The organism is Methylobacterium nigriterrae, from assembly GCF_037106235.1.
GTDB classification, from domain to species: domain Bacteria; phylum Pseudomonadota; class Alphaproteobacteria; order Rhizobiales; family Beijerinckiaceae; genus Methylobacterium; species Methylobacterium nigriterrae.
Genome location: NZ_JBAWTG010000042.1, coordinates 1 through 15559, shown reverse-complemented (window position 1 = coordinate 15559; position 15559 = coordinate 1). Strand labels below are relative to the sequence as shown.

The following is a 15559-nucleotide window of genomic DNA, read 5'->3' as shown; positions in this document are numbered from 1 at the left end:
ATTGGGCCTCCGACTTCCCCGTTCGCGTCAGCGCGGCGCACGGAATGTGAACCGCACCGGCACAAGGCTGAGTTACGGGTCCGGTCGCTTCGCGCGCGGCTCGGAGGATTTAGATGGGGATGGCGGGAAGACGATCCTGACCAGCAGCCCAGGCCCGCCTCGGCATCCATCATGGAGGGTCACAGCAGCCCCGATCCGATCGGCGAGGGCCCGAACTACGGCGAGGCCGAGGCCGCTGCCCTCTGGGGCGCCGCTCAGAGCGACCCGGTAAAAGCGCGAGAAGACCTTCTCCCGATGCTGCGGCGCAATCCCGGGCCCGTCGTCCTCGACCTCGGCGCAGGCTCCGCTTGGTTCGTTCGCCACCCGCACGACCACCCGGGAGCCAGCTCCGGCGTAGCGGATCGCGTTATCGACGACATTGCCGAGGATCTCGCCCACGAGGGTCGGATGACCCGGAACCATGACGGGTCCGGTCGGCCGTTCGTACTCAACCTCGATGCGCGCGGCTAGCGCCCGCGGGACTTGGTCGGCGAGAACCGTCGCGGCGACCTCGGCCAGATCCAGATCCGTCATCACGAGTGCGCCGGGGTCCTCGTCGGCGCGGGCGAGTGCAAGGAGTTGGGAGAGCAGATGCTCCAGGCGAAGCGCCGCGCCCTCAATGTCGTCGAGGGCCGCGCGGCCCTCGGGATTTGCGCTGATCCCGTGACGGCGCGCGAGATCAACATGTGTGCGCAGCACCGCTAGCGGCGTGCGCATCTGGTGGGAAGCATCGGCCGTGAAGCGCCGCACCGCCTCCATAACCTGCTCCAGCCGCGCCAGGAGGGTGTTGAAGGCCAGAACCGGGGCTGCTGCCTCCACCGGCACGTGCGAGATGTCGAGGGGCTGCAGGCTGATCGCGCCGGGCGCTGCCCGCCGGTCGATCTCGGCGCTGAGCCGATCCAGGGGCGCGAGGCCGCGGCTGATCCCATACCATGTCAGCACCCCGACGAGAGCCAGAAGGACGGCTTCGAGCAGGAACAGGCCGCCGAGGAGCTGCGCCTCAAGGGTGCGACGCGCGTCCCGCGTCTCCGCCACCTGCACCAAGATCGGATCAGGCTTGCCGTAGAGATGCCTCGCCTGGGCGGCGACCCGTACGGACGCGCCGCGCATCACCGCGTCCCAGTGCCGGGTCGGGCCGGGCTCCATTTCTCCCGGAGAGGGGCGGGGCAGGTCACGGTAGCCGGTGACGAGCTGACCCTGGTAGCTGACGCTGTAGTAGATCCGGTCCTGCGCCTGGCTCTCCAACATGCCGAGCGCCACCCGCGGCAGGTCCACCGTCACTTCGTTGTCCTCGTCCAAGGAGAGGCGCTCAGCGATCGCCAGGACGGAGCCATCGAGGAGACGGTCGTGCGTCGTTTCGACCACGTCGCGGATAACAAGAGCGCCGCCGAGACCGAGCACGACGGCGAGGGCCGTGGCGGGCAACAGCATCCGCATCATCAGCCCGCGCCGCAGGGAGGGCGGGCGCCGGCTCATCCGGCGTCGAGGTGGTAGCCGAGACCGCGGATCGTGCGAATCTCCGGTCCCTTCGGCTGCAGTTTCTTGCGCAGGCGCGCGACATAGAGTTCGAGAGCGTTCGGCGCCACCTCGTCGTCGAAGCCGAACACTTCGCCGCTCAGCCGCTCCTTCGACACGACTTGCCCGGCCTTCGCCATCAGCACAGTGAGCACCGCGAGCTCCCGGCGCCGAAGCGCCAGGGGCTCACCGTCAAGCGTAACCGAACCGGTCGCACGGTCGAGGGCGAGCGCTCCACAGCAAAGGACGGGGTTGGGTAAGCCCTGGCCGCGCCGGATCAGGGCGCGCACCCGCGCCTCGAACTCAGCGGGCGCGAAGGGCTTGAGCAGGTAATCGTCCGCGCCGAGATCCAGCCCACGGACGCGGTCCGCCACCGCGTCGCGCGCGGTCAGGATCAGCACCGGCACGGCGCTCGCCGCTGCCCGAATGCGCCGCAGCACCTCGAAGCCGGACAGGCCCGGCAGGCCGATGTCGAGGACGATCAGACTGTAGGGCTCCGAGAGGGCGAGCCGCGCCGCCTCTTCCCCGTCCGCCGAGTGGTCTGCCGCAAGCCCGGCGAGCCGGAGCGACGCCACAAGCCCCCGGGCCAGGGCCGCGTCGTCCTCCACGACGAGCACCCGCATCCGCCCGCCCTCCCTCGGTGCAGGCCGCCCGCGCGCCCACGCTGCAGCGGCTTGGAATCGTGGCGCGAACCTGTAGTTTTCGATCCTCGTCACCGGGGGCGTCGTAGGCAACTGAAAAGGTGCGTGAGGGGGAGAGAACGTGCGGATCCTCACGGCCGGACTGATCTTAGTTGCCGTCCTCTTCGCCTCCGCTCGGGCCCAGATCGACCCTCCCGTCGATGTACAGCGCCAGGACGTCGCAGACGCCGTGCGGGAGGGCGCGGTCGTGATCCGCGCGACGACCGACGAGTCGGAGGCCTCCGGGCTTCTGGAGGGATTCCGGCAGCGCTATCCGGGTGTCTCTGTCCATTACACCAAGTCGAACTCGTCCAAGCTCTATGAGGAGTTCCTCGCCGAGGCCGGGGCGGGCGGGGGCACGGCGGACATTCTTTGGAGCTCGGCCATGGATCTCCAGGTCAAGCTCGTGAACGACGGTTACGCCGAGCGCCACGTCTCGCAAGAGGCGGAGGGATTGCCGGCCTGGGCGGTGTGGCGCTACGAGGCCTACGGCGTCACCGCCGAGCCGGTCGCGATTGCCTACAACCGCACCCTGCTCCCCGACGAGCGCGTGCCGCGCAGCCACGCGGACCTCGTCCGCAGCCTGATGCAGAACCCGGAGGCGTGGCAGGGCAAGGTCGCCACCTACGACCCGGAACGCAGCGGCGTCGGCTTCCTGTTTCTCACGCAGAACCTCGCGGTGACACCGCGGACCTGGGACCTCGTGCGCGCCCTGGGCCAAGTGGGGGCGAAGCTCTACACGGCCACCACGCCGATGCTCGACCGCGTCGCCGCCGGCGAGGCGCTGCTTGCCTACGACGTCTTCGGCGCCTACGCCCTGGAGCGGGCGAAGCGGGATTCGAGGCTCGGCGTCGTGCTGCCCTCCGATTACACGCTGATCACCTCGCGCATCGCCTTCATCCCCAAGGCCGCGCGGCACAAGGCGGCCGCTCGGCTCTTCCTCGACTACATGCTCTCCCGGGAGGGGCAGGCGAGGCTCGCAGCGAGGTCGGTGACGCCCGCCCGCCCGGACGCACGCCAGCCCGACCATCCCGTCGCGGCGGCTTCCGCCCCGCGTCCCATCGCGGTCGGGCCGGAACTCCTCACCTCCCTGGACCAAATCAAGCGCAGCCGGACGCTGAAGCAATGGCGGCGCGTCATTGAGGGACGATAATACGCCAAGCTTCACTCTGCATTCGCCAAGAATTTTTGCCGTGACAGGTTGGTGACAGGTTACATCCCTAAGATCCCTCCAACACAGTCAGGAGGGAACAAATGCAAGTCACGGGCATGTTGCATGGCGCGAAGCTGCTTCAGTTCGCCGGCTTTCCCACGTCCGAGGTGCTGGGCCCGGACGCGAGCGAGGAAGAGATCAAGGGCCTGATCGACCGCCACGGCTCGATCTTCATCAAGCCGGTTTTCAAGGGCGGCGTCGGCAAGAAGGGCAAGGCGGGCCTCGTTGGTCGCGCGAGCGACCTGAGGACGGCGCTGCGCGAGAAGGAGCGCCTCTACTTCGTCGAGCACCGCCACGGCAGCGCGGTGGCGAAGGCCAACGGCGTCACCTTCGAGGGCGCGGTGCCGGCCGAGCACGAGGTCTACTTCTCGATCACCGACAGCACCCGCTTCCGCGCCCCGACCATGACGCTGACCCACCGCGGCGGCGTCGACATCGAGGAACTCGACAAGACCGAGGTGGCGCAGGTCCCCTTCGATCCGCTCACCGGCCTCAAGGCCTTCGTGGTGGCCAACGCCCTCTCGGAACTGAACGCGCCGAAGGCCCTGATCTCGCCGCTGGTGCAGCAGCTGCCCAAGCTCTGGGAGCTCTATCACGGCTTCGGCATGACCACGGTCGAGCTCAATCCGATCCGCATGCGCCCCGACCGCAGCGGCCGCCTCACCCCGGTCGCCTGCGACTTCAAGTGCGGCTTCGACCGCGACGACCCGCGCTGGCAGCGCCTCGGCCTGCCCGGTCACCTGTTCTCGGTCGACTACTCGGACTTCGAGGCCGAGATCAACCAGCTGCGGACCTACCAAGGCCAGAGCGACGTCTGCATCATCAACCCGGGCGGCACGATCCTGGCGCCGACCTTCGGGGGCGGCGCCAACTCCCTCGTCACCGAGATGCTCGGCGACGACGCGATCATCTCCTCGGACTTCGGCGGCAACCCGCCCTACGAGAAGATGAAGGAGGTGGCGCGCATCTGCTTCCGGCACTGGCTGGCCCAAGCCAACGTGCTGTTCATCATCGGCGGCAAGTCGAACAACACGGACATCTTCGAGACTTTCCGGGCGATGGCGGACGCGTTGCGCGAGCACGTGGGCCGGCACGGGCCGACCCCCCTCTACATCGTCGCGGGCCGCGGCGGCCCGAACCTCGTGCGCGGGATGGGAGCGCTGCGCGACACGGCCGAGGCGCTCGGCCTGCCATACCGGCTGTTCGGATTCGATTCCGACATGAGTGAGGTCGTCGCCTACGCCCGCAAGGCCGACCAGTGGATGCGCCAGGGCGGCCGCGAGGCGGTGGCGCGCGCCATCGGGCTCGGCGAGCCGCTGCGCCACGCGGCCGAATAAGCAAGGGAGGACGACATGCACAAGCACGGCATCGGCAGCTTCAAGTACCACGTCGGCATCAGCTCACTCGACCAGGTCGCCACGCGCCAGGACCGGGTCTGCGTGCTCAACATCCTGGGCGGCGAATCGAGCGACGTGACGCCGGTCGGCCACGCCTATTCGGGCGGCAACGTGGTGTTCGGCACCTCGCCCGGCCGACGCGGCCAGGTGCTGGAGACGCCACTCGGCGAGATCCCGGTCTACAACAACGTCCGCGAGGGTCTGGAGGCCGGGCACCGCTTCAATTGCGGCGTCGTCTACCTGCCGCCCTCGGCCGCCCGCGACGGCGTCGCCGAACTCATTCGGGTCAATCCGGACCTGCGCAAGATCTTCATCGTCACCGAGAAGCTCTCGGTCCACGACAGCCGCGAGATCCGCGCGCTTGGCCAGCAAAACGGCGTCGACATCTTCGGCGGCAACAGCCTCGGCGTGGCCGACGCCTATTATCAGGTCCGCATCGGCGGTGCTCTCGGGGGCGACAGCCCAGGCGAGGCCCTGAAGCCCGGCTCGGTAGCGATCTTCTCCAACTCCGGCAACTTCACGACCACCATCGCCACCTACCTGCGCATGAGCGGCTGGGGCACCACGACGCTGATCTCCAGCGGCAAGGATGTCTACATCCAGTACGGCGCGCCGGAATTCGCCTTCGCGCTCGCCAACGACGCGCGCAGCAAGGCGGCGGTGCTGTACGTGGAGCCGGGCGGCTACTACGAACTCGACGCGCACTTCACCAAGCCCGTCGTTGCCTGCGTGGTCGGCCGCTGGAAGAGCAAGCTCACCCGCGCAGTGGGCCACGCGGGCGCCATGGCGGGAGGCGACGACGATGCCGCCGCAAAGGAGCGCTGGTTCATGGAGAAGTTTGGGGTGGACGGCGTGTTCACGCCCGACAACCCGGTCGTCTCCGCCAAGGGGGCGGTGGTGACCAACATCGCCCACATCCCGGCGGCGCTGACCGCGGTGATGCGCGAGAACGGGGCGCGGCCCGACTTCGCACCCGAGAGCAGCCTCGCCCTCAAGCCCTGGTTCGGCTCGAATGCGGGCCTGGCCCTGCCGGCCGAACTCGAGTTGCCGGTGGTCGAGGCGGCGGCGCCCTACGGCGAGCAGATCGCCCGGCTCAACCGCCAGATCGGCATCGTGCTGCCCCGGCAGACGATGAAGGACGCCTCCGGCGCCTCGCAGATGGACCCGAAGACGCAGGTGACGAGCCTCAACGGCCTCTCGATGCTGGAGGCGGCACGCCTGCCGATGGAGGCGAACCTCGTCCTCGCCCTCCTGCGCGAGCCCGCCGGCGACAATGACTGCGCCCTCATCAAGGCCACGGTGGCGTCCTTCGTGAACCTACACGGGCAGTCGGAACTCGCGGCCGCGCAGGCCGCCCGCGAGGCCGGCAACGCGCCGAACGTGGTGCTCGCCGCCGCCGCGAGCCTCGTCGGCCCGCGCCGCGCCGAGACGGCCCGGCGGATCTGCCGGCTGCTCACCGACCGCTTCGTGGAGGTCGGGCTGGCGAGCGCCCTCGACGAGAGCTTCGACCTCGGCCGCGTCGCGGCGGATCCGGAGCTCTGTGCGCTCCTCGTCGCGCCTAAGCCCGATCCGCGGGCGGAGGCGCTCCTCGACGCGCTCCAGGCCCGCGGCACCCGCTCGGTCTTCCTGCGCTACCTGCGCAGCCTCGGCGGCCACCCGACGCGGGACGCGGTGCTGGCCTCGGTCGCCACGACGCTCGCCTGGGGACCGCTGATGCGTAAGCGCATCTCGCGCCTCACGGCCGAGAGCCTGCCCTGGTGGCTGCAGCTCTTCGGCGTGCTCCTCGGCGCCGCGATCCCGGCGGAGGCACACGAGGCGGACAGCCTCTGCGGCGTGCCGAACGCGGATCTCCTCGCCCGCCGCACGCTCGGCGAGATCGGCTGCCTCGCGCTCCTCGGGCGCGAGGGCGCGCCCGGCGACGTCTTCGTGTTCGAGACCCTGATCGGGCTCCTCCTGTCGAACGGCCCCGGCACGATCTCGGCACAGGGCGCCAAGGGTGCAGTCTCGGCCGACGGGCCCGAGAGCCCGGAGCGCGTGCAGCTCAACAAGGCGATGATCGGGTTCCTGACCCACGCGGGCTACACGCACGGGGGCAATGGCTATGAGGGCATCGCCTTCCTGATTGAGCAGTTCCGCGATGCGGGCCTAGCCGACCCAGCTGACCCGGACCACGGCGCCGACCTCAAGGCGCTCGCCGACCGGACGGCCGCGGAGTATGCCCGGTACAAGACCGACCGGAAGAGCGCGGGCAGCCTCGACATCCAGAAGATCCCGGGCGTCAACCACCCGGTCTTCAAGGACAAGGCCGTGAACCACGACCCACGCGAGGTCTGGATCCACGACCTGCTCGCGGCGCGGGGTGATTACAACGCCTTCCACGCCTACTATCGTGCCCTGGTGCAGGCCCTGTTCGACGCGGGCGTGTCGCGCAACGTCTATTGCGTGAACATCGACGCGGTGATCGCGGCCCTTCTCCTGAAGATGCTGTGGCAGCCCTACCGCGACGGCTCCTTGTCCAGCGCCGCACTCGAAACGGCGGCTTTCACGATCTTCCTGTTCGCCCGCATGCTCGGCTGCGCGGCGGAGGTGGACGACCACATGAACCGCGGCCGCAACATGGACACGCGAACGCCAGCCTCGCAGTGCCGTTTCGTGGCCTGAGCGTGCGCCGACGGCTCGCGCGACGGCCGTCGCGCGAGCCTCAGCCCCGACACGTTGGTGATCGGTCCACAGCCCGGACCGGCTCCTCGCTACCGCGCACGGGAACGGGGCCGCTACGACGCGACCTCCAGCGCGGACCGCCGCACGGCGGATCCCGATCCCGCCAGTCCGCCCGCTCGGCGGCCGGAACGCCCTGGCAACGACGTCACAAACCCCTGGGAGGATACCATGGCGCATTTCGCCCATAAGGACCAACCGCGATCAAAGATCGCCACTGTGCTGCGCGTCACCAGCGGCAACTTCCTGGAGATGTTCGACTTCTTCCTGTTCGGGTTCTACGCCACCTACATCTCCAAGGCGTTCTTCCCGACCGGCAACGACTATGCCTCCCTGATGCTCACCTTCATGACCTTCGGGGCCGGCTTCCTGATGCGCCCGCTCGGCGCCGTGTTCCTCGGCGCCTACGTCGACCGGATCGGCCGCCGCCGGGGCCTCATCGTCACCCTGGGCATTATGGCGGCCGGCACGGTGCTCATCGCCTTCGTGCCGTCCTACCAGACCATCGGCCTCGCGGCGCCGTTCTTGGTGCTGACCGGGCGCCTGCTGCAGGGCTTCTCCGCCGGCGTGGAGCTCGGCGGCGTCTCGGTCTATCTCGCCGAGATGGCGACGCCCGGCCGCAAGGGCTTCTACGTCTCCTGGCAATCGGGCAGCCAGCAGGTCGCCATCATGGCTTCGGCCTTCATGGGTTACGCCCTCAACGCGGCCCTGACCCCGGATGCCGTGGCGTCGTGGGGCTGGCGGGTGCCGTTCGTGATCGGCTGCCTGATCGTGCCGTTCCTGTTCTACATCCGGCGCTCGCTGGAGGAGACCGAGGAGTTCCTGCACCGCAAGCAGCGGCCCGCGCTCTCCGAGGTCTTCACGTCGCTCGGCCGCAACTGGCGCATCGTGCTCCTTGGCATGCTGCTCGTCGTGACGACCACGGTGTCGTTCTACACCATCACGGTCTACACCCCGACCTTCGGCAAGAACGTGCTCAAGCTGTCCGAGGCCGACAGCCTGATCGTGACCTTCTGCGTCGCGCTGTCGAACCTGTTCTGGCTGCCGGTCATGGGCGCGCTCTCGGACCGGATCGGCCGCAAGCCCATCCTGATGCTGTTCTCGGCCCTGACCCTGCTGACGGCCTACCCGGCGCTGGCATGGCTCGTGGCCAACACCTCCTTCGCCAACATGCTGATCGTGCTGCTGTGGCTGTCGTTCCTGTACGGGAGCTACAACGGCGCCATGGTGGTGGCGCTGACCGAGATCGTGCCGGCCCACGTGCGCACCGCCGGCTTCTCGCTTGCCTACTCGCTCGCCACCGCCTTGTTCGGCGGCTTCACGCCGCTGATCTCGACCTGGCTGATCGAGGAGACGGGCAACCGGGCGGCCCCCGCGTTCTGGCTCGCCTTTGCGGGCGGCTGCGGTCTCGTCGCCACGCTCCTCATCTATCGGGAGCGGAGCCCCGTAAAGGCGGAACTCACCCGGGACGCTGCGGCGGCCTGAACTCCCGGGGACCGCTAGCGGCCGGCGCAGCTCAGTGAGCGCGCCGGCCGCTGCTCGACCGGTCCCGTGCTCCGGGTGCCGCAGGGTGCCCGACGGCTGCCCTCCTGGAGAAGGCGGGCCTGTCGCAAAGTTCTTCGGCGCAAGGTCCGTGAGGAAGTTGCACTTTGCCGAACGCACCTCGATGCAATCCGAGGTTGAGGATTTGACGCCATGACGCCGCAAGTCTTCAACCCGAAGTTGTGCAATGCCGCGTTCTCGCGTGGCTCGCCCACGGGCCGGAAAAACTTTGCGACAGGCCCCCTCTGCGCCCCCTGTCCAGTACGCCACATACCATCCTGTCCCAGTCGCAACAAAAGCGATTTGGCCCGCCGGCTACCCATGACAACTTCACTAAGCTGATCCGAGACATCGCCGGCCGCGAAGCCCGGGCGAGCTTCGTTCCGTGCCGGCATCCCCGTGGCAGCGATTGTGGGGCGAACTCCAACGGGATGGAGGGACGCCATGAGCGCCTCCACTTACACTCAAACCAATCTGGTCTCCGATGGCCTGATCCCTGCGCGCGTGGTCGATCCCAACCTGATCAATCCATGGGGGGTCGCAGACAGCCCAACAGGCCCGTTCTGGGTATCCGATAACGGCACCGGCCTAACAACCATCTATGACGGTGCCGGAAACCCGATCCCGGTAGCCGGGCATTCGGCCATCATGATCGCGGCGCCTCCCGGACAAACCGACCCGGCGAGCCCAACGGGTCAGGTTTTCAATGACACCCGAACCGGCTTCAATGTCTCCAGCAACGGGCACACCGCACCCTCCTCCTTCATCTTCGCGACCGAGGACGGCACACTATCCGGCTGGAGCCCGACGGTGGACAGCGCCAGTTCGGTGCTGGCCGTCGACAATTCTGCCGCTGGCGCCGTCTACAAGGGCTTGGCGCTTGGGCATACGGGAAACGACAGCTTCCTCTTCGCGGCCAACTTTCATGCGGGGACCGTCGACGTCTTCGACAGCCAGTTCCATCAGGTTGGCAGCTTCACGGACGCGACCCTGCCGGCCGGCTATGCGCCCTTCAACACGCAGGTCCTCGACGGCCACCTGTTCGTCACCTTCGCTCTGCAGGATGCGGACAAGAAGGACGACGTGGCCGGACCCGGCAACGGCTTCGTCGATGAGTTCGACTTCTCCGGGCACCTGCTGCACCGGGTTGCCTCGGGCGGCCCGCTGAACTCACCCTGGGGGCTGGCCATCGCGCCGTCCGGTTTCGGGCAGTTCTCCAACGACCTTCTCGTCGGGAACTTTGGCGACGGCACGATCAATGTCTTCGATCCCAACAACGACAACTTCTTAGGCAAGCTTCTCGATAACGAAGGAAACCCCATCGTCATCGGTGACCTGTGGGCCCTTGAGCCCGGCAATACAGGCGCCAAAAGCGACCCGCATAGTGTCTACTTCACGGCAGGCGTGCAGGACGAAGCGCACGGACTATTTGGAGACCTAACAGCTACAGGACACGTAAACCCGTTGTATCGCTTCTTCAACGCGCAGACGGGCGACCACTTCTTCACCACGAGCGTGGACGAGCTCAATCAGATCCTCAAGACGCAGCCGAGCTATCGCTTTGAGGGCGTGGTTGGCGCCACACCCGACAAAGGGGCGGACACCCAGGACGTGTTCCGGTTCTTCGACACAGCCACCGGCTCACATTTCTACACGACGAGCACCGTGGAGCGCGATCAGATCCTGAAGACGCTGCCGAATTACCATTCCGAGGGGGTGGCCTTTGAGGCCTACACCGATCCGAGCGGGCTGGGATCCAGTGGCGAGACGATGGAGCGGTTCTTCAACACGAACACGCATGTGCACATGTACTCGGCTGATCCCACGGAGATCAGCGCCATCAACAGCGGCAAGGAAGGTGCTGGCTGGGTCGACGAAGGAAAAGCCTTCACGATCCACGTTTCCACAGACGGCCTGCTGCACGCCTGATCGACAAGATGCGGTTCGGCGGCAGGCCCTCGATCCCGGGCCTGTCGCCATGTGCGCGCCGGCGCACCAGCGATCGGGGCGCATTCACCGCGTTCCAGCAGGGCTTTCCCTAGTGGAACGTTCCAAACGGCACAACGCGCTGTGTAACGAAAGCGACGGGAAACCTCCCACTCGGATTGCGTCCTACCCGGCGCCCCAGACCTTCGGTCATCCGTGTCGGGAAACCCTGATAGGAAATCAATTGTCCGGAATACGCTCGCGACCGGACATTCCTCACACGCGCCGTGAAGGGCTGCGTCGGGTCAGGAGTGCGCGCGCCGATTTGGACGGCTACGCGCCACGAGCGGACATTCGGTCAGCCCAATTTCAACGGCCGGTGTGTGCTTTGAAGCGGACCCTCGCGGATTGGGCGTTCTGGAGCGCCGCCGTCCATTGATGGGCATCTTTGAACGAGCCCGCCCCACCCACGGTCTCAAGGCCGTCGTTTTCCAGACAGGGCCGGCTTCCCAAGCGATGCGTCGGATCTCTGCCGGCAGCCAGCGGATATTCCCGCTGACGAGCGGTGTTCGTTGCAAAGGTCGCGGCTTTGCTTCGGCTACGCTGCCCTTACGCGACGACGATGTTCACTGGGCAATACGCCATAGGCGGACCTGAACCGGCGGGCAAAATGGGTCATGTCCGAAAACCCCCAGCCATAGGCGATCTCGCTCACCGTCCGGCCCATTTGCGATGGGTCTTCCAGCGCCTGCCGGCAACGAGCGAGGCGCCTGGCTTGGATGAGTCGCACGATCGACGTGCTCTCGTCAGCCAGCACCTCGTTGGCGTACCGCACGCTGACCCCGGCCGCGCGCGCGACCGTGCCGGCGTCGAGAGCGCGATCGGCCAAGCGCGCTTCGACCGCGGCCCGCAGCCTGACGCGGACAAGTGAGCGGGCAGACGACTTGCGCGACCTTTCCTCTCCCATCGCCCTACCAAGAGAGAGGGTGATCAGATCGAGCAGGTGCGGCTCAAGGAGCGCTTCAGCAGTCGTGCCTAGACCGTCCGTGTGGGACGGCAGCATCGCAAGGCTCGCGGATAGTAAACCGTTCTCGGCCGTGCATGGCTTGACCGATCGCGCCGCCATCTCCCGCGTCTGCCCGAGGCGCGCTTCCATGAGGTGCCGTGGAACCTTCAGCACGAGCACCTCGGAGTCTTCCGAAAACCGCCCCTGATATTGCAAGCGCGGGTCGATCAGCGTGATATCCCCCGGCTCCAGCACGACTTGGCGGCCGTCTTGCTCAAGACCGACACGCCCACCGAACTGCCGGCAGATGAACAGCTCGTCGGTATTCGCGTGCGCGATGTGACGTCGTGTGTGGGTGACCGACATCTCCGAGTTCTGGAACAAGACGAGGTCGATGGCACCGACCGAACCTGATTGAAGCTGAGCTCGAAAGGTGTTCCGGCACCTCGGTGTGGAGGCGTGCTCGACGACATCCTTCCGGGCAACGCTGAGCCAGTAATCGAACCGATCGCGCTGGTGGACGTGCTCTGTCGAGAAAACGGTCTTCATCAGGGCCCCGCTGGTTCGAACGGCCGACGATGAGCGCTGACTCGGCCGATCCGAAGCCTCACCGTCATGGTTCATACCGGCTTCCAATAGGACGAAGCCTCCTGGCTCCGCCAGATCAAGGCGGGAACATCGCATGCCACGATACTTCTTCGACACGCATGACGGTCATGCACTCCGAGACAACGAGGGGCTGGTTCTGGCCGACCTCAGCCGTGCTCGCGCCGAGGTACAGCGTGCGCTCGGCGAAATGGTCGCGCGTGAGCCATCGCAAACGAAGGCGATCCAAATCCGAGTGGATGTGCGGGACGAAAGTGGGGAAGCCGTCTTAACGGCGACGCTTCTGGCAGTAGTTGATGAAGTCTTTAAACGATAAGTCGTTATATCAAGGACCTCTTCGTCGCAGAAGCGCAATATGAAGACAAAAACCAGAATTTTTATTTTGACTCTGGCAGTTTTATGTTTTGTATTACTCGACTGCTTTAGCTGTTTGGCGTCTGCCTATAACGCAGAAAATGGCGAATATATCTGCAGAATCATCGAAGCAATTCACGTTGGTGATGACAGGATGATTACCTACACTCTTTGCTTGGAAAACGAAGCAAAATGCGGCTACGAAGCGGGTCGATACTGTGCAATCGGCCTCTCGAAAGAAACAATCCGAAAAACTTGCGGCTGGGTGCACAAGAGTCAGTGCAAGTCAGGAAGCAAGCAGCATCGGCTGCGGCAGAACTAAGCACCTCTCCCTTCACACTGTAAATCTTCAAAGTTCGTGGATCTTAGCGCGGTCGGAGATGCTTATTTCTGATTGCCAAACGAGGGCGAACGTATGTCAGAAGCGGATCGGGAGCGCCACTCCAGCTCGATAGAACTGGCCGGCAATATCGTCTCAGCCTATGTCTCGAACAATCCGGTTCCCCTGTCTGAGCTTCCGAGCCTTATCGGCTGTGTTCATGCCGCGCTGGTCGGAATCATGAACGGAGCCGCAGCGAACGCGCCCGCCGAAATCGACGATAAGGCGACGCCGTCGCAGGTTCGCAAGTCGATCACGCCGGACGCGCTGATCTCCTTCATCGACGGCAAGCCCTACAAGACCCTCAAGCGCCACTTGGCCGGCCACGGGCTCGACCCCTCCGGGCTTGAGGGCCATAATCCGCGCAAGGACAACGTGCTGATCGCCCTTCTGGCTTTGGCCGGCGTTACAGCCCTAGACGTGATCTGCGCCCAGAACCTGTCGGGCGCGCCCCTCGCCCCGTCCCAGAAGGTCCGACAGGATTACCGCCGCCGCAGCGGCTTTCGCCATCCTGCCAAGGCGATGCGCGGTGTGGCACGCGACTTCAAGCCGCCACCCGACATCTTCGGCCCGGAGGCGATGCGCCCCTGGACGCTGACGAACGCCTGAGGCTGAAAGGAGGGCTAGCCTGATGCTGCCTGTCCTCGAACGGGCGTCGGGCGCGCTCGTCATGGGTCTCGTCCTCGCGGATATCTTCCTGACGGTCCTCTACGCGCGCATCGGGACAGGGCTGATCGCGGACCGGGTCGCCCATCTCACCTGGGCAATTTTCCGCCGTGCCGCCGATACGTTCGGCCAGACGCGGGTCGCTGTGCCCTCCTGCGGCCCGGTCATCCTCATCATCTACGTCCTGCTCTGGGCACTGGGACTGACCCTCGGCGCCGGCCTGATCATCCACCCCGCGCTCGGGACGGCTGTTCGGGCGAGCAGCGGCGAGACGCCGGCCGACTTCCTGACGGCCCTCTATGCGGGCGGCAGCAGCATGGCAATCGTGGGGGCCAGCGACTTCAAGCCGGTCACGGACGCCTACCGCGTCCTCTATCTCGTGAACTCGCTCATCGGGATGTCGGTGACGTCGCTGGTCCTGACCTACGTCATGCAGGTCTACAGCGCGCTTCGGCAACGCAACGCGCTCGGGCTGAAGCTGCATCTGTTGGCGGGTGAAACCGCGGATGCGGCCGAACTCCTGGCGCGGCTCGGGCCGCAGGGGCAGTTCAATTCGGGCTACACCCACTTGGCCGACGTCGCGGGGGCCATGGCCGAGATGAAGGAGGCGCACCACTTCTATCCCGTGCTGTTCTACTTCCGCTTCCGGCAGCCCTTCTATTCGGTCTCGGCACAGGCATTCATCGCCCTCGACACGGTGTCGCTGATCCGCAGCGGGATTGCAGACCGTCAGGCAGCATGGCTGAAGGAGGGCGCCGCCGTCGATGCAATCTGGCGCGTTGCCATGCTGCTCGTCGTCACGCTCGAAAGGGCGTTTCTACCCGGAGACCTGCCCGCCCCGGCCGACGTGAACAGCGCCGAGAACGAGGCATGGCGCACCCGCTTCGCAGCGGCTGTCAGGCGGCTCTCGGCAGCCGGCGTCGAGACGATGCCCGATGAGGCAGGGGCAGAGACTTATCTCGCGCTGAGGGCACAATGGCAGCCGCATATCGCCCGACTGGCACCCGCGATGGCCTACCACATCGACGAATTCGAACTAGGCGGAGAGAAGCGCCGCTGACACGCTGAGTCACTCCAAGGCCGGCACTCCAGCCTTCTCGTGGTTCATCAAGGGAGCTCTAAGCCTGCAGGTCTGAGGTCGGGCCCCAATGGAAGCGATCCCTGACAAGGCAGTGTTCCAATAGGCCTTGCCCGTGTGGAACGTTCCGGGCCCACCGGATGCCCGTTCCAGACGGATGTGCCTGCGATTTGGAGCGCGCGTTTGCGGCGCGTCCCCAGACCCTACTGAAATGGCCACGCATCCAGCGCAGGGCTCGCGCTGTCACGGACGGGTATACCGCGACGGTACAGCGGTCTGTGACACCCGGCCTCCGCAACGAAGCAGTCGAATCCGGGCTTCTGAGACATGGCATGCCGCGGCTCTACGGCCTGTTAGCTCTTGAGCCAGTCCAGAGCGGCTGCGAGCGAGAGAACGCCCATGAAGCTTGAAGCTGTCTTCTCGTAGCGGGTTGCGATGGC

11 protein-coding genes and 1 pseudogene are annotated in these 15559 nt (G+C 66.3%); 8 read left to right on the top strand and 4 right to left on the bottom strand.

The genetic code is table 11. The features are described 5' to 3' along the window. Positions 1–72: 72 nt before the first annotated feature. Both WDW90_RS20310 and WDW90_RS20305 read right to left on the bottom strand, forming a co-directional pair. The gene (locus tag WDW90_RS20310; protein ID WP_336489283.1) at positions 73–1515 is read right to left on the bottom strand and encodes a sensor histidine kinase; all 1443 of its coding nucleotides are present in this window, start codon (positions 1513–1515) and stop codon (positions 73–75) included. Further along, on the bottom strand, positions 1512–2177 hold the full coding sequence (locus WDW90_RS20305; RefSeq protein ID WP_336489282.1) for a response regulator: 666 nt from the start codon (positions 2175–2177) through the stop codon (positions 1512–1514). Before WDW90_RS20305 ends, WDW90_RS20310 begins: the two co-directional genes overlap by 4 nt. Positions 2178–2316: 139 nt before the next feature. Between WDW90_RS20305 and WDW90_RS20300 the strand changes: the two genes are divergently transcribed. The 5 genes from WDW90_RS20300 (at position 2317) to WDW90_RS20280 (ending at position 11033) form a co-directional block, all read left to right on the top strand. Beyond that, positions 2317–3387, top strand: a complete 1071-nt coding sequence (locus WDW90_RS20300; protein ID WP_336489281.1) for an ABC transporter substrate-binding protein — start codon at positions 2317–2319, stop codon at positions 3385–3387. Between the two features lie 101 nt (positions 3388–3488). After that, positions 3489–4784, top strand: a complete 1296-nt coding sequence (locus tag WDW90_RS20295; RefSeq protein ID WP_336489280.1) for an ATP citrate lyase citrate-binding domain-containing protein — start codon at positions 3489–3491, stop codon at positions 4782–4784. Positions 4785–4799: 15 nt separating this feature from the next. Further along, positions 4800–7505 (top strand): CoA-binding protein, encoded by a 2706-nt coding sequence (locus WDW90_RS20290; RefSeq protein WP_336489279.1) that lies wholly within the window; start codon positions 4800–4802, stop codon positions 7503–7505. Between the two features lie 228 nt (positions 7506–7733). Further along, positions 7734–9047, top strand: a complete 1314-nt coding sequence (locus tag WDW90_RS20285) for an MFS transporter (RefSeq protein ID WP_336489278.1) — start codon at positions 7734–7736, stop codon at positions 9045–9047. Positions 9048–9548: 501 nt separating this feature from the next. Continuing rightward, a complete protein-coding gene (locus WDW90_RS20280; RefSeq protein ID WP_336489277.1) occupies positions 9549–11033 on the top strand; it encodes a TIGR03118 family protein in 1485 nt (494 codons plus the stop codon). A gap of 595 nt (positions 11034–11628) precedes the next feature. Here WDW90_RS20280 and WDW90_RS20275 read toward each other — a convergent pair. Beyond that, entirely contained in the window at positions 11629–12585 is a 957-nt protein-coding gene (locus tag WDW90_RS20275) for an AraC-like ligand-binding domain-containing protein (RefSeq protein ID WP_336489276.1), read from the bottom strand. 133 nt (positions 12586–12718) lie between these two features. Here WDW90_RS20275 and WDW90_RS20270 point away from each other — a divergent pair, with 133 nt between their 5' ends. The 3 genes from WDW90_RS20270 (at position 12719) to WDW90_RS20260 (ending at position 15101) form a co-directional block, all read left to right on the top strand. Continuing rightward, on the top strand, positions 12719–12958 hold the full coding sequence (locus WDW90_RS20270) for a DUF6894 family protein (protein WP_336489275.1): 240 nt from the start codon (positions 12719–12721) through the stop codon (positions 12956–12958). Between the two features lie 453 nt (positions 12959–13411). After that, a complete protein-coding gene (locus WDW90_RS20265) occupies positions 13412–13984 on the top strand; it encodes a Ros/MucR family transcriptional regulator (protein ID WP_336489274.1) in 573 nt (190 codons plus the stop codon). 22 nt (positions 13985–14006) lie between these two features. Continuing rightward, positions 14007–15101 carry a two pore domain potassium channel family protein gene (locus tag WDW90_RS20260; RefSeq protein ID WP_336489273.1) on the top strand — a complete coding sequence of 365 codons (1095 nt, stop codon included), beginning with the start codon at positions 14007–14009 and terminating at the stop codon, positions 15099–15101. 371 nt (positions 15102–15472) lie between these two features. Here WDW90_RS20260 and WDW90_RS20255 read toward each other — a convergent pair. Next, a pseudogene (locus WDW90_RS20255) lies at positions 15473–15559 on the bottom strand (IS5-like element ISMex42 family transposase); the annotation flags it as partial.